Source organism: Bifidobacterium olomucense (assembly GCF_012932375.1).
Taxonomy (GTDB): Bacteria; Actinomycetota; Actinomycetes; order Actinomycetales; family Bifidobacteriaceae; genus Bifidobacterium; species Bifidobacterium olomucense.
In genome coordinates this window covers 1-18,542 of the sequence record NZ_JAAIIG010000018.1, presented here as the reverse complement: position 1 = coordinate 18,542, position 18,542 = coordinate 1, and the positions used below count along the sequence as shown (strand labels likewise).

The following is an 18,542-nucleotide window of genomic DNA, read 5'->3' as shown; positions in this document are numbered from 1 at the left end:
TGCCGTTCCACACATAGGTGAAGTAGGCGCTTATCGCGCCCCATACCGTGTCCCATATGGCTTGGATGGTGGTCATGTTCGATTGGATGAACGAGCTGATCGCCGTCCATGCCGCGCTCCACGCGGCCTGTATGGACTGCCATATCGGGGCGAGCCAGTCCATGAACGCCTGCCATGCCTGTCGTCCGACCTCGGTCTGCGTGAAGAACCAGACGAGCGCGGCCACCACGGCGGTGATGGCGACGATGAGCGCACCGATGGGGTTGGCGGTTATGACGGCGTTGAACGCGCCCTGCACGGCCGTGGCCATCTTCGTGGCCGTGCTCCATGCGGTCTGGGCGGTCTTGACGAGGCTCAGGCCGGTCGCCATCTCCTTGATTGCGGCGATCGGGCCGCCCAGGTCCATCATGAGCATGATGCCCTTGGACACGCCCTGCGCGCCGGCGGTGACCGCCTGCATGGTCGTGGTCAGCGTTTGCAGGCCGCTGTTGAGCGCCTGATAGCCCTTGACGGCGGCGAACGCGGTGCCGATGCCGATGATGATGGGCGCGAGTTCCTTGCCGTGCTGGACGAACCAGTTGAGGGTGTCGGCGACGAGTTTGAGGGCTGCGGCGGCACCGTCTGGCGGGATGAGTTTGAGCCAGTCGATGACTAGGTTGGCGACCTGTTTGACGATTCCGACGATGTTGTCCCATGCCGTCTTGAATGATTGGAGTGCGCCGTTTTCCTGCAATTTGCCGTATAGCTGTACGAGCCAGTCCTTAACGTATCCCACCATTCCGGCTGCGGCGTCGCCGATCTTGCCGAACTGCGAGCTGAAGTCGTTGATCGCGCCGGCGATGTTTTCCACGCCGACGGCTTCGATGACTTTCTGGACGGCCTTGGCTACACGGTTGCGGACGTTCTCGAACGCGGTGCCGATGCCTTGGGTGGCGTCCTTGGCCTGTTGGGCGAAGCTCGCGTATTGGGCGAAGCCTTGGTTGTTGAGGCGCATGACGGTCTTGTTGAAGTCGTCGAAACTGTAGGTTCCGTCCTTCATGGCCTCGTACAGGTCGTTGGCGTTGTGGCCGGCTCCCATCATGGCCTCGGCGACCTGATTGAGCTGTCCGGGCATGGCGGCCTGCACGGATCGCCACGCCTGCATGTCCACCTTGCCGGCGGAGAGCATCTGCGTGTACTGGGTGAGCGCGTTCTCCTGCTCGATCGTTGACGCGCCGCCGGCGAGCATGGCGTTGTTGAACGCGAGCGCGATGTCGGTGGCCTCGTCGAGGTTCGAGGTCAACGGGGCGAGCTGCTGCACCATGCCGGTCATGGCCGAGCTGGTGGTGGGCAGGCCGTCGAGCGCGCTGCTGATCTTCTTGATGCTCGCGGCCGCGTCTGCGCTGGAGTACCCGAGGTTTTTCATGACCTTGGGGAAGTTGTTCATCTGGTCGGCTCGTCCGATGGCGCTGTTGAGGCTGCCGGCGATGATTCCGGCGACTTTGTTGAACACGCTTGCGGCGACGCCGGCGACGGCTCCGATCTTGGCGGAGAAGCCGGAGGTGAAGTTGTTGCCGGCCTGTGCGCCGCCTTTGTCTCCGGCGGTGCCGAAGGCGGCCTGTATGGTTCGGCCGACGCCTTTCATGGATGGGACTATCTGCACGTAGGCGTGTGCGAGTTCGGCCATGTGCGCTCCCTTCGGTCAGGTTCGTGGCATGCGCAGGATGCGCAGCATGTCGTCGGGGTGGAGTTTCTGGACGTTGGCGGTCGCAGGGAAGCCGGGGCGTTCGATCGCGCCATGCCATTGGCCTTGTTTGGCGGCCTTGGTCTTCGTCCATGCGATGAAGCCGGTGTTGTCGGCGATGGTGGCGAGCAGGTGTTTGGCGGTGCCCCATGTGGCGCGTTCGTCGATGCGGCCCCATGTGATCGCATCGTCGGGGAGGTTGGCGGCGAGGTCGGCGGCGCGGCGCACCCTCACCGTGTGGCCGATCTCGTCCATGTCGAGCCCGTAGAAGCGTTGGAGGTCGGCCCGCAGGGCGTCGGGCGCGGCCTCCATCATTTCCACGAGCGTCAGGAGTTTGGGTTGAGCGCTTCGATGAGCTGCTGGACGAATTCGCCGACCTTTTCGAAGGGGATGCGCCCGTTGTCGTCGCGCAGCGCCTTCTTCACGTTCGTGTAGTCGTCGCCGCACAGCTTGCGCAGGAACGGCACGATAGCGAAGCCTCCGTCGTCGCTGTCGGCGGCGTGCTGGAGGTCGTAGAGGTATTCGACCATATCGAGGTCGTCGAGGATGGACGGGTCGATGGTCAGGGTCGCGCCCATGACCTCGACCTTGCGGGGCTTGTCCTTGGGCTGCTTGTGATCCTGCGGCTTTGCGGTCGTCATTGGTTGTCCTTTCATGGAAGTCGAAAAAAGCCGGCCGGATGTGGTTCCGGTCGGCTTGTCTGTTTATCGGTGCGCGGGTCAGGCGGCGGCGTCGAGCGCCTGCTTGAGCGCCTTGGTGGCGGCCTTGGACAGCGGGGCGATGATCTCCTTGCTGGTGGCACCTTCGATGAGGTCGGACGGGTTGGCGCTGTAGGTGACGTCGTATCCGATGACCTCGGTGCTGGAGTAGGTGATGTCTCCGACCTCGCTGATGGTGGCGTCGGGGATGATGATGCGCTTGACGCGGTTGCCGGTCATGAGGATTTCGAAGACCCAGACGCAGGATTCGCCGTCGGGCATGGCGTGCAGGACGGTGAGGGTGGTCGCGTCGCCGGTGCCCGTGGCGGTGACGTTGCCGTCGCCGTAGCGGGCCTTGAGGCTTTCGGCGCGGGTCTCGATCATGATGAACTGGTAGGTTTCGGCGTAGCTGCTGATCTCGTTGATGACCTGCACGCCGCCCATGTCGTTGATGGTGGTGTTGTCGGTGTCGGTGGCGTTGGTGATGCCGTCCTCGCCGAGGAAGCCGACGCATTCGTATGCCGCCGCGAGCGCGGTGGTGGCGTCGGTGGGCAGTGCGGTTCCGGCGGGGGCGCGGTAGGCGACGCCGGCGACCATCGGTTTGCCGAGGCTTACGTTCTTCTTGTTGTTCTTGGTTGCCATGTTGGTTCCTTAGGTGGTTGTGGTGATTTCCACGGTGATCTGGTAGCGGTGTTCGACCGGTGGCCCGTTGAGGCTGACGTCGGCGATGCTGTGTATCTCGACGTCGGCGATTTCGGGGAGCTGCCACATGTCGAGCAGCAGGTCGGCGACTTGTTCGGCCGTGTCTGCGGCCTGTGAGCGGGTGGGGGCGTTGACTTGGACGATGAGCATGGCGTCGTCCCTGTAGCGGTCTCTGACGCCGCCCGAGCGTTGCACGGTGATGTACCGTTCGGGGCGTGGGTCGGGCGTGCTGCCGTGTGCCGTGTATCCGTCCGGCGGGTGTTGGTTGATCCATTGGATGGCGGTCGATGCAATGCTGGGCATGTGGCGGCTCCTACATGGTGTGGAGGAGGGTGTTGTTTTCGTTGTTGTCGAGGAGGGCTTCGATGTTGGCGTTGTGGACGAGCGCGACGCTGCCGTGTTCGCTGTCGGCGGCGGGCACCGCCTCGTATTCGGCTTTGCGGTGGCGTTTGGCCCCGTTCGCCCTCATGGCCCATGCCTGCGCCTGTTCGTCGAGCGCGGCCTTGACGGTCGGGTCTCGCCGGTAGGCGCGGAAGCCTTTGATGTCGAGTTTGACGCGGGTTTTCGCCATGTTCATGCCTTCCTTGTGCTGGCCTGCACGCCGACGGGCCAGTGGCTGGTCGGGGTGAGGTTGGTTCGTACCGGGTGGGGGTCGCCGTGCACCCAGTAGTCGGTGCCGTCGATGGTGAGGCGGGCTCCCTTGAGGCTTTGCCACGGCCATGAGCGTGGCAGGTACACGGTGATGGCCGTGTCCGTGCCTTGGGGCCGTTCGGTTTCGGTGGCGTTGGCCTGCGTGCCGTCGGTGACGATCGCGTTGGCGATGGTCTCGGGTTCGAGGGCGGTGAACGTGGGTTCGTTCATGTCGTCGAGGCCTGTTGGTTCGCGGCGGGTGAGTTGGATTTCGACGCCTTGGATGCGTTTCATGGCTTGGCTCCCTCGAACGGGTCGTAGCTCCATGCCTGTTGGCGTCCCACGCCGAGTTCCTTTTCCTCGCTGGGCCATAGGCGCATGTCGGCTCCGCTGTTGCCGAACGTGTAGCTCTGGGACACGGGGCCGACGGTCTCGCTCATGTTGGTGACGTTGCTGTTGATCTCGCTTTCCTCGTTTTCGAGGGTGCGGCGGGCCACGGCGCAGCAGATGCGGCGCAGCGTGGCCGTGGTGCATCTCTTGTGTCCGGGGTATTGGCGGATCAGGTCGCTGGCGTCCTCCAGGAGGGTTCTGACGTGTTCCTCCTTGTCGGTGCCGGTGAACGTGCGCCCGTACCAGCGTTTCTCAAGGTCGGCGACGGTGGCGAACGGCTGTTCTTCCGTGTCGTCGCTGGCTGTCATGGTCAGGCGCTCACGGTGACGGCGACGGTGGCGACCTTCGCGCCGTCCTTGGTGGTGGCGGTCACGTTCGCGCTGCCTGCGGCGACGCCGGTGACGACGCCGGTGAGCGGGTCGTCGGCCGACGGCTTGACGGTGGCGGTCGCCGTGGCGCTGGACGCCCATGTGACGGTCTTGTCGGTCGCGTCGAGCGGGCTGATGCTGGCCTTGACGGTGTTGGTGGCGTTGACCTTGACGGCCATCGTCTTCTTGTCGAAGGTGATGCCCGTGACCTTGGTGGCCGGGGCGTTGGCTCCGACGGTGAGGATGGCGTGGGCCTTCTCATTGCCGTATTCGAGGCCGATCTCGCCGTAGAGCTGCACCTTGTCGGCCGCGCCGGTCTTGGCGAGCGGTTCGGCGAAGATGTGGCCCTTGCCGGGGATTTCGAGGAATCGGGGCGCGAGCTCTTCGAGGCTGAGGACGAGCAGCTTGTCCTTGGGCACGTAGGGGTCGAGCATGATGTTAAACCGGCCGAAGTCGGTTTCGATGGTCTGGAGGTCGACGCCGCCCACGTTGCGGGTCTCCTCGCGGTAGTTGCGGTCGGTGACGAACGCGCGGGTCAGGGCTCGCTTGAGGGTGGAGTTGACCACGATGGTGCGGGTCTCGGTCTCGCGGATGCCGCCGTTGTCCCATGCGAGCTGTGCGAGGTCGAGCACGTCGTCGGCGGTGAGCTGTTCGGCGGTGTGCTCGGTGCTGCGGGCGTTGGTGGTGATCGCCTCGATCAGGCCTCGGGTCTTGCGGGGCTTGGTGTTGTCGGTCGGGTTCTGGTAGGTGCCGGAGATGAACGAGGCTTCGACGTCGCGGCTGATCTGCTTGAGCTGCTGGGTGATCTGCCAGCCGAGCTCGTCGGCCGGGATGACGGTGCCGCCCACGCTGACGGTCGGCATGCCGTCCGTGGAGCGGTTACCGGTGGCCCCCTGCTTCGTGTAGCTGATCTCCACGCTTTCCTGATGGATTTCGACCACGTTGTTGGCGTGGAAGCGCACGCGGGCCTCGCCGTCGGGCGCGGCCGCGCCTTCGAGGCGCTGGCGGTTGGCGTCGGGGTCTCGCAGGTCGTAGCCCTGCCATTCGAACAGGGTGGCGGTGGTGGATCGGCCGCCGGTCAGTCCGCCGATGGCGGACAGCAGCGGGGTGTCCTCGCGGCTGACGGCGAACAGTTCGCCGACGTAGTTGGGGAGGTTGTAGGTGGTTCCCTGACCGGTGATTCCGGGCATGATGGTTCCTTTCGGATCGGTTGGTTAGTTCTTGTCGGCGAGCAGCATGCTCTTGAGCGCGATGGCCTTGGCGGTGTCGCCGTTCTTCTCGGCGGCGGCGATGAGCTCGTAGATGGTCTTGCTGCCGGTGGATGCCGGCCGCATGCCTTCGCTCGGCACGGTGACGGCCGGGGTGTCGGCCGCGGGCTTGGCCGCGCCGCCGATGAGCTTGGCGACCTTCTCGGCGGATGCGTTGACGGTCTCCTCGTCCGCGCCGGTCACGAGGTCGGCGTATTCGGCGGGGATGCCGTGCGCCATGCATGCGTCGGACACGAGCTTGCCGTGTTCGAGCTGCGCGATGCGGGCGGCCTGCTTCTGGTTCTGCTCGGTGAGCTTCTGCGTCTCGGTCTTGTTGGCCTCTTCGGCTTCGTCGTAGAGCTTGGCCTTGCGGCGCAGCTCGGCGATGTCGCCCTGCTTGGCCCGCTCCCTTGCCAGACGGCGTTCCACGAGTTCGTTCACCTCGTCCTGGGTGAACGTGCGCTGCGGCTCGTCCTTGGGGGCTTCCCCCGCCTTGTCGGCGGTGTTCTCGGAGTCCCCGCCCGTCTCGCCTTCGGCGGCGATCGTGCGGATGTGCTTCATCCATGACTTTCGGAACATGGTTGTTTCTCCTTGCCGGCTGTCCGGCCGTCGGTTGTTTGGGTTCCACGCAATGCGGTGCGAGTGCCGCCGCGATCCGGTCCGGGTCGCGGTAAATCTATTCGTTGTCGGTGTAGGCCCCCGGATTGAGCACGCGCATCCAGTGCGCCACCTGCGCGTCGGTGGCCCCGTGTCCGCCGGCCGCGTCCCACGCGGCCTTGTACCGCGAGTAGTAGAGGTCGGGGTCGTAGCCGGCGATGTGGGTCTCGTCCCTCTCCCATTCGGGCACGATCGAGCAGTCGCATGCGTCATGCCAGTGGGCGAGCGCTCCGGCGGTTTCCTTGGAGTAGTAGACGAAGCCGCGCGAGCAGAGCATTTCGCACCATGCGCAGGTCTTCGCGCCGCTGGGGACTCTGGCCCATCTGGGTTTGAAGGGGTCGTGCTGGCAGTTGCGGGCGATGGTCTGACGGCCTGTGTATCTGATCCAGCGTTGCATTGCGCCCGCGAGGAAGTCGAACGCCTGTTGCGGGTTGCCGCTGAGGATCATGGGATAGGCTTTGGCGTCGATGCTGCCTTTGATGGCGTCGGGGTTGAAGCTGCCGTAGGTGAGGGCGTCGAACGCGGACCCGGTGTTTTCGAGGCGTGTTGCTTCGTACCATTCGGCCGCTGCGGTGCCGGCGATGTCGCCGTATTTTGCGGCGAGTTGCGGGATCGTGTCGAGCAGCAGGTCGTGCTGCCATTCGGGCGTGAGCTCATTGAGCGTCGTCCATAGTTTGCGCATCTCCGCTATCGCCAGTTTGACCGCCTGCCGCTGCGTCAGGTTGAGCTGGTTGAGCTGGGTTCTGCTGACCATTCTCGGGTTCCTCCTGCTGTTGCGAGGTGAGCGCGGCGAGCATCTGCGTGGCGGTGGCGGTGGCTTGGTTGCGGCGTTTCTCGGCGAGCAGTCGGGTGATCTGTTCGTCGGTGAAGCCGGCCTCCTCCAAGGCGACGCTGGTTTCGGCGAGCCACGGGAACGCTCCGATGAGTTTGACGATCGCGTCGCCGCTGTCGATCACGCTGGGCAGTGCCGGCGAGCGCCATCTGGCGGTGATGCCGGCCATTTCGTCGGTGATTTCGGTGGTGTGGTCGCGGATCATGATGATGTCCTGTGCGATGCGGCGCAGGGCTGCTCCGTAGACGCGGTTGGCGGCGGAGCAGTCGATGACGAGGTCTTTTTCGGCTGCGTGCATGGCTTCGGCGCTGGATGGGTTGTCGGTGACGACGCCGAGGCTGGAGACTGGTACGTTGGTTTCGCCGGCGAAGCGGCTGGCGAGTTCCCGCATTTGTTCGACGTGGGGTTGGACGCTTTGTTGGCTGATCTGCTGGACGGTGGGCACGTCGCCGTTGTCGTCGCGGCTGATGGCGTTGATGCGTCCGATGATGAATTCCCATACGGGTATGGGGTTGCCTTTGTCGTCGAGGAAGCTGTCTTTGTCGGCTCCGAGCAGCAGCAGTTGCGGGGCGCTGTAGAATTCGGCGCTGACTTCGGTGCGCATGACGGTGCGCACGGCGTCGTCGGTGATGCTCATGACGGGGCGGCTGATGATGCTGCGGCCGAATGGACGGTCGATGTCGGGACGGTACGGCAGCGCCTCCATCGGCACGCGGCCGAGGTTGTGGTGCCATACGTGATCGACGACCCATTCGCCGGCGAGCTTCAGCGTGGTCACTTCGGTCGGCGTGTAGATGCTGTACAGCGTCGGCATGGCATAGTCGTCCACGTCGTTGACGACGAGTCCGGCCTTGAGGCTGCGGGTGCGGAAGTTCCACAGGCCGGCCGACCATTGCGCCGAGTAGGGCATGACGATCACCGGCGGCTCGCCTGCGTTCGTGTCGCCGGGCGAGACGGTCATGAACGCGACCGAGTGGGTCATGCTGCTGCGGATCGCCTGAGGCAGTTCGAGGGCGAACTGGTTGGCGGACAGCACGGCGTCGAGGTCGAAGGGGTCGTCGTTGGCGCTGGGGCTGACGAAGCCGTCGAACATGCAGCGTTCGGCGTGGGCGGCGACGGCCTTGGCGGGCCATCCCACGACCTCTTCGATGTGGCGCATGACGGGCGGGATGGAGAATCCGATGTGGTCGAGCCGGTGCTTGCCGTCCGCGTAGGCGCTGCGCAGCATGTTGCGGGCGCGTTTGCGGTTCCACACGGCGAACAGGGAGAACATGAGCCGTTCGGTTTCGGGGTCGAGGCCTTCGACGTTGCTTGGCGGCGTGAACCATTGCGGCCCGTGGGAGAAGTCCGTGACCGGGGTGAGTCCGTTCATGCGAGTCGTACCATCCTTTGCTTGCGGTCGGGGTCGCGGCGGCTGGTCTTCTGGTTCCAGTAGGCGAGCGCTGCGGCTTCGAGGGGCATGACGTCGGTGTTTTGGTCGCCGGGCTCGTATCCGTAGCCGTCGCCGATCTTGCGGTGTTTGGCGTGTGCTGCGGCGTCGTTGAGGCCGGGTTGGTCGAAGTGGGTGAGGCGGTGGTCGTTGATGGCCTGTTCGAACATGCTTACGGCGTCGGCGACCTGACGGCTGGTCGGGGTGACTATGACGCGGCTGGAGACGCCTTGGTCTTTGAGCATCTGGACGAGGGTGGGCGCTCCGACGCGGCCGTCGATGACGATGCCGATGTTTTTGCGCCATCGCTGTTCGAGGAAGTCGGCGAGCCACATGACGCCGTTGCGCATGCTGCGCACGTCGATGAGTTCGATGTGTGGCTTGAGGTCGCTGCCCTTGGGCGGGCGGACGCAGGCGACGAGGCTTGCGGTGGCTCCGTCGGGGCTGAATTTGACGGCGAAGCTGTTGCGGCCTTCCTGACATGGTTGGTCGGTCTTGCATGCGGCCCAGTCGTCGGGGTTGATCTCGGTGCCGTTGGACTGGGATTCGTCCCACCATCCGAGGCGTTCGCGGGCGAAGCCCTCGGGGGTGAATTTGGCGACCTCGCTTTCGATGACGGTTTCGACGAGGCGGATGCCGAGGCTGGGGTTGGCCTGCGCCCAGCGGGTGCGGTCGTGGATGTCGCCGATCTCTTCGACGCCCCATTCGTACCAGCAGGTGCGTTTTGGCTTCGTGGTGCGGGCGTTGCGGCGGATGCGTTCGAACACGGTGCCGGGCGAGCTTGGCGGCGTGGGGGTGCCGGCGTAGATGGTCTGGGGGTTGCCGCTGGGCGCGGACGAGGTGGCGGGCTGTATGGCCTCCATCTGTTCGTCGGTGAGTTCCTGCGCCTCGTCGCATACGAGGATGTCCACGGTGAAGCCTCGGCCCGAGCTTTTGGAACGGGCGATGAATTCGATGCTGCCGCCGTTGGTCAGGACGATGGCCTCCTGTCCGTTCGTGTTCCGAATGTAGTCCACCGCCTCCGCGAGCTCGGGGTATTGGCGCTTGTTCTCGAAGTAGTTCTTCATTCTCAGGAAGTGCTTGCGGCAGGTCTTGACCTCGTGGGCGGTGTGCAGGATTTTCAGGCCGAGTATGGCGGTGTCGTACAGTTCGAGGAATTCGATGACGCCGTTCTTGCCGTTCTGGCGCGGCACGCTCACCCCGCAGTCGCCTGCGGCCCAGCGCCCGTCCTTGAGGGTGCCCATCCAGCCGTCGAGGATGAGCCGCTGCCACGGGTCGGGCGGCATGCCGTAGCCCTCGGCGAGCGCGGCGGCGTCCGGCCCGTAGCTGTCCGCGTGGCGGGGTGTGAGCTGGTAGCTAGGTTGCTGTCTTCCTTTGAGCCTTGCCGCCATTCCTGACCTCCAGTCTCAGTTCGCGGGCGCGGCGTGCGCGTTCGAGCGGGTTGTCGCGTTGCGTGGTCCTGGTTTCGCGGCGGATGAGGGCGGTGTCGCCGCCGTCGGCGAACAGTTGTTTGTTGAGCGCCCTGATTTCGGCGCTGGCCTGTTTCATGGTGGCGATCTGGGGCATGGCCTTGACGTCGCCCTGGTCGTTGACGTAGGCGACGTGGGTGCCGTCGTCGGCGCTGATGTCGCGCATGCATTGGTCGAGGATCGCGTACCAGTTGACCAGGAGCGTGAGGGTGGGCACCGCCGCCGGGTCGATGTCCGCGCCGGCGGTCAGTTCGTCCCATTTGCGGCTTTTGTACGGGTCGGCGGCGATGAGTTCGGGCTTGAGGTCGTCCATGCGTCGCCGCCTCCCCTGTGTCACGCCTTGCGGAATTCGTACTGGTAGCCGTATTTCTTCTGGTTGGCGGTGAGCCATTTGTCAACGGCGTCGTCGTAGCTGGTGCCTTGCATCTGCGCGGTCCTGACGCCCTTGGCGAACGCCTTGGCCTTGAACTTCTGGGTCTTCCTCACGATGTAGCTCCCCTTCGCGCCGGTCGCGACGATGCCCTTGGCCGGGGTCTGCGCGGCGGACAGCAGGTCGCTGTCGGAGAACGCGCCGCCGCTGGGGTGGTTGTGGATGACCATCTGGCCCTTGCGGCCGGCGATCTGCACCGCGGTGCTGCCGCCGTGCTTGTATTGGTGGACGTATCCCTGTTCGTCCACGGTGATCGCGTATTCGGTGTCGCTGTCGGCGTGTTTTTTGCGGAACTTGGCTAGGGCCTTGTCGAACGACTGGGTTTTCTCGCCGTCGTTGAATTCGGCGGGGAATTTGGTCTTGCCGAGGTCTTCGCCGCTCTTGTGCGGGGCGTGGCCGAACCTGAAGGTCTTCATCTCGCCCTTGGTGCTGCTGGATGCGCCTCGCCCGCCGTTCTCGTCGATCAGGACGCTGCGCATCCCGCCCACGCTGTCGGCGAAGCTGTACGCGCCGTCCCGGTAGGCGAAGGCCGTGTCCCAGTCGGGGAAGGTGACGGTCTTGGCGTCCTGCGGGTTCCACAGTTCCATGTCGTCGGCGGTGAAGAGGCGGCCGCCGACCTCGCAGAATTCCACGAGCCTTGAATCGGCTTCGAATTGGGAGCGCTCCATGTTCTGCGTCTCGCTTTCGGGCAAAGAAAAAGCCACCCCGCAGGGCGGCTTTCGTTTGGTTTGGTGGCGGTCAGTAGTCGAAGTCGATGGTGCGCACGCCGGCTGCCTCGCGCAGCTCGCGTTCCATGCGCCGCTTCACTTCCCGGTAATGCCCCGCGCATTCGGGGCACAGGTGCCGGCCGGTCTCGACCTCGATCCAGTCGCGCCATGCGCTTTCGCGGTGCAGGATCGACGATGAGAACGGGCTGGCGACGTCCGGGTCGATGTCGATGCGCGCGCCGCACTTGTCGCACAGGATCGCGGCCTTTCTGATGTGTGTCACGATGTTCCTCCTATGCGAACAGGCATGCGTCGATGACGTCCCGGCCCCGCAGTTTGGCGATCCATTCGGCGGGGATGCCTTCGGTGCCGTAGACGATGCCGGCGAGGCCGCCGGCGACGGCTGCGGTGGTGTCGGTGTCGTCGCCGAGGTTGACTGCCTTGAGCGCACAGTCCGCGTAGTTGCTTGTGGTGATCAGGCACCAGACGGCGGCCTTGAGCGTGTCGAGCACGTACCCGCCGGAACGGATCGCGTTCTCGGGCTCGTCGGCGAGCGCCGGAGTGTAGCCGGCCTCGCGGATCGCCTCGATGGGCGTCCGTCCTTCGATGAGTTCGCGGGCGTAGTGGATGAGTTTCACGCAGGCGTTGGTGCTTGTGGGGTGCGCGTGGGTGATGGCGCTGACCTGTCGCACCTGTTCGTCGGTCGCGGTAGTGAAGGCGAGGGGGATGGTGCGCATGAGCGATCCGTTGCCGTTGTCCCAGTCGTCGGTCATGCCGTGGCCGTATCGGAGGGCTTTGACGGTGGTGTTGCCGATGTCGAAGAGCCCGTCGATGGTGTATTCGCCGCGCCGGTACCAGTCGTTGAACCGTTGGCGCATGTCGTCGGTGTCGATGCGGCCGTGGTTGGCGCGGATGGAGTCGCAGATGGCGAGGGCCATGCTGGTGTCGTCGCTCCATGTGCCGGCGGGCTGGTTGTGGGTGCCGTGGCCGGTCATTGCGGTGGCGTGGAAGGTGCCGCGCGGGCGGAATTCGTAGGGCACGCCGAGCGCGTCGCCGACGGCTTGGCCGAGGATGGCGTCGGTGAGGGCGAGGGTCATTTGGTGTTCTTCTTCTTGTCGAGGCCGAGGGCCTTGGCGTTGGCCTTCATGAAGTCGAGGCCGTCCTGACGGCCGCGCTCGGCCATTTCGCCGCGCCGGCGGGTGTACTGCTTGGGGTGCGACCAGTCTTCCGTCGTGGTCTTGGCGGCGGTCTTCTTGGTGGTCATGTCTAGTTCTCCTTTACGTAGACGTAGGTGTATGGGCTGCCGGGTTTGGTGGAGATGTTGGTGATGGTGTATTTGGCGTTCTTAGATACCAGCACCTCGTTCTCCTTGGTGAAGTGGCTGATGTGTTTGATCGAGGTGCCCTTGCTTTGGGTTTGGCTGACGAACACGACGGACTTGCCGCCGCTGCCCGATTTGGAGAAGCTGCGTGCGGTGCTTTCCTGCGTGCTCCATGAGGCGGTGCCGAGGTTGACGTCGAACGTTCCTCCGACCTTGAGTCCTTTGACGGCGGACGCTGGAAGGCTCATGCCTCGGTAGGTGACGCCGCCTCCCCATTTGGGCGCTCGTTCGATGTAGCCTTCGATCCGTTTGGCCTCGCTGTCGTACTTCTTTTGCAGCTCGGGGATGTCGGACGCCTTCTCTCCGCGTTGTGCGCGTCGGATGCCCGAGTATGCGCTGCCCGTGAAGTCCTGCACCGCGTCGAACATGTCCTTGGCTTCCTGAACGGTCGAGCCGATGTATTTGGCGGTCTCTTCGGCGTTCTTGGGGATTTCGTCGGCGGTGAGGTGGCCTTTCTGCCGTGGTTTTTCCTTGGCCTTGGTTTTGCCGTGGCTGCTGGTTGCGCCTCGTCCGCCCATGTCGGGTACCTCTTTTCAGTTTTTCAAGCAGGCTTGCGCCGGGGTTTACGGCGGTTTGTCGCCGGCCATGCGGTCGGTGACGGTGTTGGCGTATTCGATGGTCTCGATGCCGTGCATGTCGTGGCCGAGACTGCCGCCGTAGAGCAGCACGCGCTTCGGGCGCACGCGGGCGATGGCCTCGTCCATGCCGGCGTGCCAGAGGCGTTCGCGTTCCTCGTCGCCTTTGACGCCGATGGTGCTCACGGCGACGGTGGAGCCGGTGGGCAGGCCGTTGAAGCAGTATTCGTAGCTGTTCTCGTCGCTCCATGAGAGGGTCGGCACGACGGTCAGGCCCTGACGCTGCCACCAGTCGCCTATGGCGCGGCTGCGGTAGACGTTCCACTGCTGCATTGGTCGGGGCATGTCGAGGTAGAGGCTCCAGTCGGGCGTGCATGCCATGTCGAAGCCCTTGAGCAGTCCCATGTACTCCTCGGGCTTGTTCCACACTCGTTCGAACTGGTAGTCGTCGAGGAAGAAGTGGATGCCGACGCCTTCCTTGGGCTCCTTCCAGCTTTTGGCGTAGTTGAAGCCGATGAGGCGGGCGGGTTGGATGTCGCTGGGGGCGAGCATGGGCATGCCGTCGGGGCCGCATTGGTCGATGTCGCACAGGCGCAGGTTGTAGTAGTCGTCGGTGCGGGTTCGTTCCGCGCCGTAGGGCTTGACCTTGCTTTTGAAGTCGAAGCCGTAACGGGCGAAGTCGAGTTTGCCGTTGAGGCGTTTGGCCTCGCTTTTCAGCAGGGCGACGTTCCATGTGGCGATCTCGCCGGTCTTGTTGTCGATGAGGCGGAAGGCGTCGATCTCGTCGGCGGTGAGTCCGTCGCAGTATTCGACGTGTTCGTCGGGCACTTCCGTCCAGCCGAGGCTTTTCATGGCGGCGACTCGGGTGTGTCCGCATACGATGACGGGGTTGTCGCGCGATTCGAGGACGATGCTGCCGCGCAGGCCGAATTTCTGGATGCTTTCGGCGACCTTGGGTATGGCCTTGTCGTTGTGGCGGGCGTTGCGCTCGTAGGGGATGATGTCATTGATGAGCATTGCGCCTCCTTTTCGGGTTCCACTTGATGCCGGTCATGCGGATGAAGCGGCCGTGGCTGTAGAATTCCACGCCGTCGTGCCTCCAGCTCGGCGCGTCCGAATGGACGAACAGGTGCAGGCCTTCGCCGCTGCTGCTGATCTCGGCGAACAGGCAGCCTTCGCGTTCCAAGCGTTCGAGGATGATCCGGCCGGGATGGCCGGGTTTGACGCGGCCTTCCTTGTCGAGGATGTGGTCGAGGTCGTAGCAGGCGAGTCCGTCGCCGAGCATGATCCCGTATCCGTCGCCTTCCCCGGTGTTCGCCACTTCGTCGAACGCCGACCATGTGGCCGGATCGGTGCTGGATGCAGGCCGGCCGTCGGGTCGGATGGGTCGTTTGCCGTCGGCCCTCACCCACCGGTGCAGCGTCTTCATCCCCTCGGGTATGGCCTTGCGCCGCCGGTAGGCTTCGACGCGGCAGCGGCCGGAGCATACGCGCTGGCTGCTGCCGCCGTGGCCGTTGTCGTCGGCCATGTATGTGCCGTCTATCTCGCAACGCCTTCCCATATTCAAGACTATATCATGTTTTGTAACGCTTGACAAGCGGTATTTCAACGTTTTCGAGCGCTTCGAGCGTGGTTGCTGGCATGCGAGGCCGGCCGTTCGGGGCCGATCGGCGCAGGCCGGCGAACGCGGCCGATCATGGCAACAAAGCCCCGGAACCGCCGAAACGCGGCCGAAACGGCCATACACGGTGTTTCCGCGCCGTCGGGCGGAACGCCCTGCGGGGAGGTTCCGTGGAAAAAACAGTGCCGGGGGTATCCGAAGCCCTATGGCCCGAGAGGGGCTAGGCTCCCGGGGGAGGGTATACCGCCCCTACCATTGGCGCGACAGCGGGATCGGCTTGGGCGCGCGGCGCTGCGCCGGCGTCGCCGGCTCGGCGTCGAGTCTGGTGTATTGGTGGTTGCCCTTGCGTTGGTTGCAGCGTCGGTGCGTGAGCTGGCAGTTGTCCAGGTCGAACGGGTCGCCGCCCTTGGACACGGGCAGCTTCTCGTCGATCTCCATACTGCCGGGGTGCGGCGTCCTGAGGCTGGTGTCTATGGGCCGGCCGCACAGCGCGCAGATGGGCCGGCCGTTGGCTCGCGACAGCAGACGGCGTTTGATGCGGGCCCGTGCGGCCGAGTTGGTGCGGCGAACGTTCACAGCAGCCCCCACACCAACGGCCCGAACTCACCCGGTATGGGTATGGCGTGGTATTTGACCACCGGCTCGCCATCGCGGATCACGGGCCCGCCGGCATGGGATCGTATGCAGGTGGGCGCGTACAGGTGCCCCCTGTCATAGCGGCACATGCGCAGCGGCACGCTCACAGGGATCAAGCCGCGCCAGTCCCCCGCCCAATACCGCGCCAAGGCCTTCAGCAGCCGCATATGCGCCGGCTTGCTGGAATCGAGCGTGTTCAACCGCCCCCAATTCTTCGGAAAACGCTTCAGAACGCGAATGCGAGCCATCGATGTAGCCTCCCAGCCCATAGGAACAACGGCGAGGCGGCCGGCGGGAGAAAGGAGAGGAAAAGCCCGCCGGCGCTCGCCGCCTGTGATGTTTTCTCTCAGGTGCCGCATGACCGGAAGTTGGCGCTGCCGGCGGCGGCTGGCGGATGGCGCGGGATTCGAACCCGCGAGGCATGAGGCTTGCATCATGCCCGCCCGCCCAGCAAGCGGGTGCCTTCGACCGCTCGGCCAACCATCCAAAAGGATCGGATACGAAAAAAGCCCATCCCAACGGGACAGGCTTTATCGATACTCCGATTACACGCGACAGCGTAACACAAAACCGTCTCACGTTCAAACGCCGTCGCCGTCGCGACCGGCTCGATCCTGCGCACAGGCCAACAGCTCCATGATGTTCCACTCCCAGTAATGCCGGTCGATGCGCCGCGTGGACGGCATCTTGCCCCGACTGCGCCAATTCGCCAAGTCCTTGCCGCTCACGTTCACGCCCGTGTTCTCACGCACCCATCGGGCCGCGTCGGCCTGCGTGCGCGTGATGTGCATAAGCCCCGCGCTGCGCAGATACTCCAACCGCACACGCTGCAAATCAAGCCACGCGCCGCACTCGGGGCACACCGCATACCGCACGGAATGCGCGGCGTAGATCGGCGTACGCACCGGCCCATCATCCCCCACCACATGCAGACAGTCAGGGCATACCCCGACAAGACGGCGCTCGCCGGCCCGCGTGGTGGCCGTTTCGACCTTCTCCGACAGTCGGATCAGGTCGGCGTACAGGTCGCCGGCCGTGTCGAGCCGCGCGAGATCGCGCATGCGGTGCAGCAGCAGGCGGGCGATGTCGGCCCATTGCCTCAGGGTGCGGGGGCGTTCATGACGGTCGCGGCCGATCGGCTTGACGCCGAGCATGCCGCCCGCGAGCTGCAAATGCAGCTCTACAGCGGAGTAGAGCGCTTGGGCGGCTTCGTTGACCGGCGGGGCCGCGTATGCCGCGTTGCCGTGACGGGGCGAGCGCTCGCGGGTGGTGGCTTGTTTGTAGGCGATCTGTCGGAGGGCGGGCATGCCGGCCTTCAGCAGCCATGCGAGGCGTTTCGCCCAGTCCTTGACGCATTCGTCGCACAGGTTCGCGTCGCCGGCCGGGTTGCCGCAGGCCGCGCATGCTCGTTGTTCCATCATCCCCGCCCTCGTTGGTGCTAGACTTGCCTATTGGACAATGCGAGCCTCTGCCTTCGGGTGGGGGCTTTTACTTTATTTAATGTTGGCGAAATCGGTTTGACGGTTTATTTCTCCTAATTGCCTGTCGTGGAATTGGAGATTTCGCTTAGCTTGGCGTGTGAGGTCCATCTTGAGGAGGATGGTTTTCTCCTCATCTGTCGCGCCGACGAGTTCGCAGATTCGATTCATAACGTCCAGAGCGCCAGAGCCGTGGCCGTATATGCCTATGAGGCGCTCGCCCCACATGATGGCGAATGCGTTGAGGAATTCTCGGCGGCTTTTCATATGTTCCTCTTCGCGTATCTGGGTTATCTTATCGTCGGTGAACGCTTGTTTCGCTTCTTGCACCGCCTTGTCCATGATCTCCTTGTTGCGTTTCGTGACCTCGATGAGATTGGCTTTTTTCTGTGCGTTCAGGGTGGCGGTCAACTGGGTTACCTCGAATTGGGAATCGGAGTACTTGCCTTTCCACCATTCGATGTTGTTCTCCAGTTCCTTGATGCGGCGGTTTAATGCCTGGATTCGATTCTTGCCTCTCACGTCTGACTCCTTTTATTTGAACAATGGTTCGAGGAATTCCGTCCCGTAACCTTTCGCGGGTTTTGCGGGTTTCGGTTCCGGCGGGTTGTCGATGATGGCCTTCACCTCATCCACCGGTAGTTTCAATGTGCTTGCGATGTATTGGGGCGCGTAACCGTGTTTATGCCAGGTGCGCACGCGTTCCTTGATGATCTCACTGGTCATGATCCTCCTTGCAGTATGGGTTGTCTTCGAGTGTCTTGGCGGTTTTCGCGGCTTCCGTGTTGCCCGTGTACCAGCATTCGGCGGAATGCTGGCCCTCCTCCCAACCATCAGTCCACGCTTGTTCGGCTATCCGCCGGTCATGCTCCGTGAGCCATCGGCGGAACGCGGCCTTGCCATCCCAGTAAGCGGGGTTGGCGGTCAGCGAGTAGAACTGGTCGGTGCCGTCCGTGAAGAACTGCATGACATCCGTGTCGGTGGGCATCCACTCACTCATGATCGACCTCCGGTCTGCCGGCATACCGGGCACAGGCCTTGCGTGAGGCGCGGATCGTAGTCGCCGCACCGGGAGCACAAGCCCGGTTCGCCGCCATCCGAATCCAACAGGCTGATATCGGTCGGCAGACCGTGATGCTCGTACATGTGGTCGGCGAGCGCCTGAATGTCGTCGATATCGTCATTCGAACCGTTTGCGGGCGTCAAGCGCAGGTTCTCGGCGTCCAACGCGTCGGCGAGCGCGTCGAACAGGTCCTGTTTCTCGTAGATTCTGGCTTCATGCTTGCTCATTGCTGTTCCTTTCGTCCGGTGCCTCGATTTTGCTTACGTCCAGTTCGCCGTTCATCAGTTTGGGGAGCAGTGCGTCGCGTAGCTCGGCGAGCAGGGTCTTGCTGTCCTCGTTGCATTGGTAGATGACTTGTTTCCACATGGGCAGCAGCATACGGATGATCGGGCTGATGGTCGTTTTGCTGTTGTTCTCGAAACGGATTTCGTTCTTGTTCTTCGAATACGCGATATAGTCGTCGTGTCGGAGCGTGGCCTTGTCGCCGAGAATCGCTTTCAGGTTTC

Annotated in this window: 29 protein-coding genes and 1 tRNA gene; all 30 read right to left on the bottom strand. The window is 64.0% G+C overall.

All coding sequences use genetic code 11. The features are described 5' to 3' along the window. Positions 1–1,666 (bottom strand): tape measure protein (locus G1C97_RS11415; protein ID WP_169241857.1); only part of this gene is annotated, 1,666 nt, incomplete at its 3' end. A 15-nt stretch (positions 1,667–1,681) separates the two neighbouring features. Further along, positions 1,682–2,038 (bottom strand): DUF5361 domain-containing protein, encoded by a 357-nt coding sequence (locus tag G1C97_RS11410; protein WP_169241856.1) that lies wholly within the window; start codon positions 2,036–2,038, stop codon positions 1,682–1,684. An 11-nt stretch (positions 2,039–2,049) separates the two neighbouring features. Next, positions 2,050–2,364 (bottom strand): hypothetical protein, encoded by a 315-nt coding sequence (locus tag G1C97_RS11405; RefSeq protein WP_169241855.1) that lies wholly within the window; start codon positions 2,362–2,364, stop codon positions 2,050–2,052. 78 nt (positions 2,365–2,442) lie between these two features. Further along, on the bottom strand, positions 2,443–3,063 hold the full coding sequence (locus tag G1C97_RS11400; protein ID WP_169241854.1) for a phage tail tube protein: 621 nt from the start codon (positions 3,061–3,063) through the stop codon (positions 2,443–2,445). Positions 3,064–3,072: 9 nt separating this feature from the next. Then, positions 3,073–3,426 (bottom strand): hypothetical protein, encoded by a 354-nt coding sequence (locus G1C97_RS11395; RefSeq protein WP_169241853.1) that lies wholly within the window; start codon positions 3,424–3,426, stop codon positions 3,073–3,075. A gap of 10 nt (positions 3,427–3,436) precedes the next feature. Then, on the bottom strand, positions 3,437–3,700 hold the full coding sequence (locus G1C97_RS11390; protein WP_169241852.1) for a hypothetical protein: 264 nt from the start codon (positions 3,698–3,700) through the stop codon (positions 3,437–3,439). Then, on the bottom strand, positions 3,697–4,047 hold the full coding sequence (locus G1C97_RS11385; RefSeq protein ID WP_169241851.1) for a hypothetical protein: 351 nt from the start codon (positions 4,045–4,047) through the stop codon (positions 3,697–3,699). Before G1C97_RS11385 ends, G1C97_RS11390 begins: the two co-directional genes overlap by 4 nt. Further along, positions 4,044–4,451, bottom strand: a complete 408-nt coding sequence (locus tag G1C97_RS11380; protein WP_169241850.1) for a hypothetical protein — start codon at positions 4,449–4,451, stop codon at positions 4,044–4,046. The genes G1C97_RS11385 and G1C97_RS11380 overlap by 4 nt, the downstream gene beginning before the upstream one ends. A 2-nt stretch (positions 4,452–4,453) precedes the next feature. Continuing rightward, on the bottom strand, positions 4,454–5,701 hold the full coding sequence (locus G1C97_RS11370; protein ID WP_205832635.1) for an SU10 major capsid protein: 1,248 nt from the start codon (positions 5,699–5,701) through the stop codon (positions 4,454–4,456). A gap of 24 nt (positions 5,702–5,725) precedes the next feature. Beyond that, positions 5,726–6,337 (bottom strand): capsid assembly scaffolding protein Gp46 family protein, encoded by a 612-nt coding sequence (locus G1C97_RS11365; RefSeq protein ID WP_169241849.1) that lies wholly within the window; start codon positions 6,335–6,337, stop codon positions 5,726–5,728. Between the two features lie 97 nt (positions 6,338–6,434). Next, positions 6,435–7,169: a VG15 protein gene (locus G1C97_RS11360; RefSeq protein ID WP_169241848.1), complete on the bottom strand. Its 735-nt coding sequence runs from the start codon at positions 7,167–7,169 to the stop codon at positions 6,435–6,437. Then, the gene (locus G1C97_RS11355) at positions 7,069–8,619 is read right to left on the bottom strand and encodes a phage portal protein (protein WP_169241847.1); all 1,551 of its coding nucleotides are present in this window, start codon (positions 8,617–8,619) and stop codon (positions 7,069–7,071) included. The genes G1C97_RS11360 and G1C97_RS11355 overlap by 101 nt, the downstream gene beginning before the upstream one ends. Further along, positions 8,616–10,067 carry a terminase gene (locus G1C97_RS11350; protein ID WP_169241846.1) on the bottom strand — a complete coding sequence of 484 codons (1,452 nt, stop codon included), beginning with the start codon at positions 10,065–10,067 and terminating at the stop codon, positions 8,616–8,618. Before G1C97_RS11350 ends, G1C97_RS11355 begins: the two co-directional genes overlap by 4 nt. Continuing rightward, on the bottom strand, positions 10,033–10,458 hold the full coding sequence (locus G1C97_RS11345) for a hypothetical protein (protein ID WP_169241845.1): 426 nt from the start codon (positions 10,456–10,458) through the stop codon (positions 10,033–10,035). The genes G1C97_RS11350 and G1C97_RS11345 overlap by 35 nt, the downstream gene beginning before the upstream one ends. Positions 10,459–10,478: 20 nt before the next feature. Further along, entirely contained in the window at positions 10,479–11,243 is a 765-nt protein-coding gene (locus G1C97_RS11340; protein WP_169241844.1) for a hypothetical protein, read from the bottom strand. Between the two features lie 70 nt (positions 11,244–11,313). Then, a complete protein-coding gene (locus G1C97_RS11335; protein WP_169241843.1) occupies positions 11,314–11,565 on the bottom strand; it encodes a hypothetical protein in 252 nt (83 codons plus the stop codon). A gap of 10 nt (positions 11,566–11,575) precedes the next feature. Beyond that, entirely contained in the window at positions 11,576–12,379 is an 804-nt protein-coding gene (locus G1C97_RS11330) for an ADP-ribosylglycohydrolase family protein (RefSeq protein ID WP_169241842.1), read from the bottom strand. Then, a complete protein-coding gene (locus G1C97_RS11325) occupies positions 12,376–12,546 on the bottom strand; it encodes a hypothetical protein (protein ID WP_169241841.1) in 171 nt (56 codons plus the stop codon). The genes G1C97_RS11330 and G1C97_RS11325 overlap by 4 nt, the downstream gene beginning before the upstream one ends. Before the next feature lie 2 nt (positions 12,547–12,548). After that, positions 12,549–13,181, bottom strand: coding sequence for an ADP-ribosyltransferase family protein (locus tag G1C97_RS11320; RefSeq protein WP_169241840.1), 633 nt, complete (start codon positions 13,179–13,181; stop codon positions 12,549–12,551). 45 nt (positions 13,182–13,226) lie between these two features. Then, positions 13,227–14,255 carry a DUF4417 domain-containing protein gene (locus tag G1C97_RS11315; protein ID WP_169241839.1) on the bottom strand — a complete coding sequence of 343 codons (1,029 nt, stop codon included), beginning with the start codon at positions 14,253–14,255 and terminating at the stop codon, positions 13,227–13,229. After that, a complete protein-coding gene (locus tag G1C97_RS11310) occupies positions 14,242–14,766 on the bottom strand; it encodes a bifunctional DNA primase/polymerase (RefSeq protein WP_169241838.1) in 525 nt (174 codons plus the stop codon). The genes G1C97_RS11315 and G1C97_RS11310 overlap by 14 nt, the downstream gene beginning before the upstream one ends. 342 nt (positions 14,767–15,108) lie before the next feature. Further along, the gene (locus G1C97_RS11305; protein WP_169241837.1) at positions 15,109–15,435 is read right to left on the bottom strand and encodes an HNH endonuclease; all 327 of its coding nucleotides are present in this window, start codon (positions 15,433–15,435) and stop codon (positions 15,109–15,111) included. Continuing rightward, entirely contained in the window at positions 15,432–15,743 is a 312-nt protein-coding gene (locus tag G1C97_RS11300; protein WP_169241836.1) for a hypothetical protein, read from the bottom strand. The genes G1C97_RS11305 and G1C97_RS11300 overlap by 4 nt, the downstream gene beginning before the upstream one ends. Before the next feature lie 140 nt (positions 15,744–15,883). Next, positions 15,884–15,981, bottom strand: a tRNA-Ser gene (locus G1C97_RS11295). A gap of 95 nt (positions 15,982–16,076) precedes the next feature. Further along, positions 16,077–16,916 carry a hypothetical protein gene (locus tag G1C97_RS11290; RefSeq protein WP_240951137.1) on the bottom strand — a complete coding sequence of 280 codons (840 nt, stop codon included), beginning with the start codon at positions 16,914–16,916 and terminating at the stop codon, positions 16,077–16,079. A 72-nt stretch (positions 16,917–16,988) separates the two neighbouring features. Then, entirely contained in the window at positions 16,989–17,495 is a 507-nt protein-coding gene (locus G1C97_RS11285; protein ID WP_169241835.1) for a hypothetical protein, read from the bottom strand. 12 nt (positions 17,496–17,507) lie between these two features. Then, on the bottom strand, positions 17,508–17,699 hold the full coding sequence (locus G1C97_RS11280) for an RNA polymerase subunit sigma (RefSeq protein WP_169241834.1): 192 nt from the start codon (positions 17,697–17,699) through the stop codon (positions 17,508–17,510). After that, positions 17,689–17,973 (bottom strand): hypothetical protein, encoded by a 285-nt coding sequence (locus G1C97_RS11275; RefSeq protein WP_169241833.1) that lies wholly within the window; start codon positions 17,971–17,973, stop codon positions 17,689–17,691. The genes G1C97_RS11280 and G1C97_RS11275 overlap by 11 nt, the downstream gene beginning before the upstream one ends. After that, positions 17,970–18,263, bottom strand: coding sequence for a hypothetical protein (locus tag G1C97_RS11270; protein ID WP_169241832.1), 294 nt, complete (start codon positions 18,261–18,263; stop codon positions 17,970–17,972). Before G1C97_RS11270 ends, G1C97_RS11275 begins: the two co-directional genes overlap by 4 nt. Beyond that, positions 18,250–18,542: restriction endonuclease subunit S (locus G1C97_RS12145; protein WP_417852236.1), on the bottom strand; the 293-nt coding region annotated here is incomplete at its 5' end. The genes G1C97_RS12145 and G1C97_RS11270, both read right to left, overlap by 14 nt.

What these genes read in the sequence shown, in the direction of transcription:
- G1C97_RS11400 (WP_169241854.1), bottom strand. Translation starts at nt 3,063, where the DNA reads ATGGCAACCAAGAACAACAAGAAGAACGTAAGCCTCGGCAAACCGATG.
- G1C97_RS11320 (WP_169241840.1), bottom strand. Translation starts at nt 13,181, where the DNA reads ATGGGCGGACGAGGCGCAACCAGCAGCCACGGCAAAACCAAGGCCAAG.
- G1C97_RS11300 (WP_169241836.1), bottom strand. Translation starts at nt 15,743, where the DNA reads ATGGCTCGCATTCGCGTTCTGAAGCGTTTTCCGAAGAATTGGGGGCGG.
- G1C97_RS11275 (WP_169241833.1), bottom strand. Translation starts at nt 17,973, where the DNA reads ATGAGTGAGTGGATGCCCACCGACACGGATGTCATGCAGTTCTTCACG.
- G1C97_RS11340 (WP_169241844.1), bottom strand. Translation starts at nt 11,243, where the DNA reads ATGGAGCGCTCCCAATTCGAAGCCGATTCAAGGCTCGTGGAATTCTGC.
- G1C97_RS11345 (WP_169241845.1), bottom strand. Translation starts at nt 10,458, where the DNA reads ATGGACGACCTCAAGCCCGAACTCATCGCCGCCGACCCGTACAAAAGC.
- G1C97_RS11365 (WP_169241849.1), bottom strand. Translation starts at nt 6,337, where the DNA reads ATGTTCCGAAAGTCATGGATGAAGCACATCCGCACGATCGCCGCCGAA.
- G1C97_RS11405 (WP_169241855.1), bottom strand. Translation starts at nt 2,364, where the DNA reads ATGACGACCGCAAAGCCGCAGGATCACAAGCAGCCCAAGGACAAGCCC.
- G1C97_RS11315 (WP_169241839.1), bottom strand. Translation starts at nt 14,255, where the DNA reads ATGCTCATCAATGACATCATCCCCTACGAGCGCAACGCCCGCCACAAC.
- G1C97_RS11355 (WP_169241847.1), bottom strand. Translation starts at nt 8,619, where the DNA reads ATGAACGGACTCACCCCGGTCACGGACTTCTCCCACGGGCCGCAATGG.
- G1C97_RS11270 (WP_169241832.1), bottom strand. Translation starts at nt 18,263, where the DNA reads ATGAGCAAGCATGAAGCCAGAATCTACGAGAAACAGGACCTGTTCGAC.
- G1C97_RS11330 (WP_169241842.1), bottom strand. Translation starts at nt 12,379, where the DNA reads ATGACCCTCGCCCTCACCGACGCCATCCTCGGCCAAGCCGTCGGCGAC.
- G1C97_RS11325 (WP_169241841.1), bottom strand. Translation starts at nt 12,546, where the DNA reads ATGACCACCAAGAAGACCGCCGCCAAGACCACGACGGAAGACTGGTCG.
- G1C97_RS11395 (WP_169241853.1), bottom strand. Translation starts at nt 3,426, where the DNA reads ATGCCCAGCATTGCATCGACCGCCATCCAATGGATCAACCAACACCCG.
- G1C97_RS11360 (WP_169241848.1), bottom strand. Translation starts at nt 7,169, where the DNA reads ATGGTCAGCAGAACCCAGCTCAACCAGCTCAACCTGACGCAGCGGCAG.
- G1C97_RS11290 (WP_240951137.1), bottom strand. Translation starts at nt 16,916, where the DNA reads ATGATGGAACAACGAGCATGCGCGGCCTGCGGCAACCCGGCCGGCGAC.
- G1C97_RS11390 (WP_169241852.1), bottom strand. Translation starts at nt 3,700, where the DNA reads ATGAACATGGCGAAAACCCGCGTCAAACTCGACATCAAAGGCTTCCGC.
- G1C97_RS11280 (WP_169241834.1), bottom strand. Translation starts at nt 17,699, where the DNA reads ATGACCAGTGAGATCATCAAGGAACGCGTGCGCACCTGGCATAAACAC.
- G1C97_RS11385 (WP_169241851.1), bottom strand. Translation starts at nt 4,047, where the DNA reads ATGAAACGCATCCAAGGCGTCGAAATCCAACTCACCCGCCGCGAACCA.
- G1C97_RS11310 (WP_169241838.1), bottom strand. Translation starts at nt 14,766, where the DNA reads ATGGCCGACGACAACGGCCACGGCGGCAGCAGCCAGCGCGTATGCTCC.
- G1C97_RS11370 (WP_205832635.1), bottom strand. Translation starts at nt 5,701, where the DNA reads ATGCCCGGAATCACCGGTCAGGGAACCACCTACAACCTCCCCAACTAC.
- G1C97_RS11410 (WP_169241856.1), bottom strand. Translation starts at nt 2,038, where the DNA reads ATGATGGAGGCCGCGCCCGACGCCCTGCGGGCCGACCTCCAACGCTTC.
- G1C97_RS11350 (WP_169241846.1), bottom strand. Translation starts at nt 10,067, where the DNA reads ATGGCGGCAAGGCTCAAAGGAAGACAGCAACCTAGCTACCAGCTCACA.
- G1C97_RS11380 (WP_169241850.1), bottom strand. Translation starts at nt 4,451, where the DNA reads ATGACAGCCAGCGACGACACGGAAGAACAGCCGTTCGCCACCGTCGCC.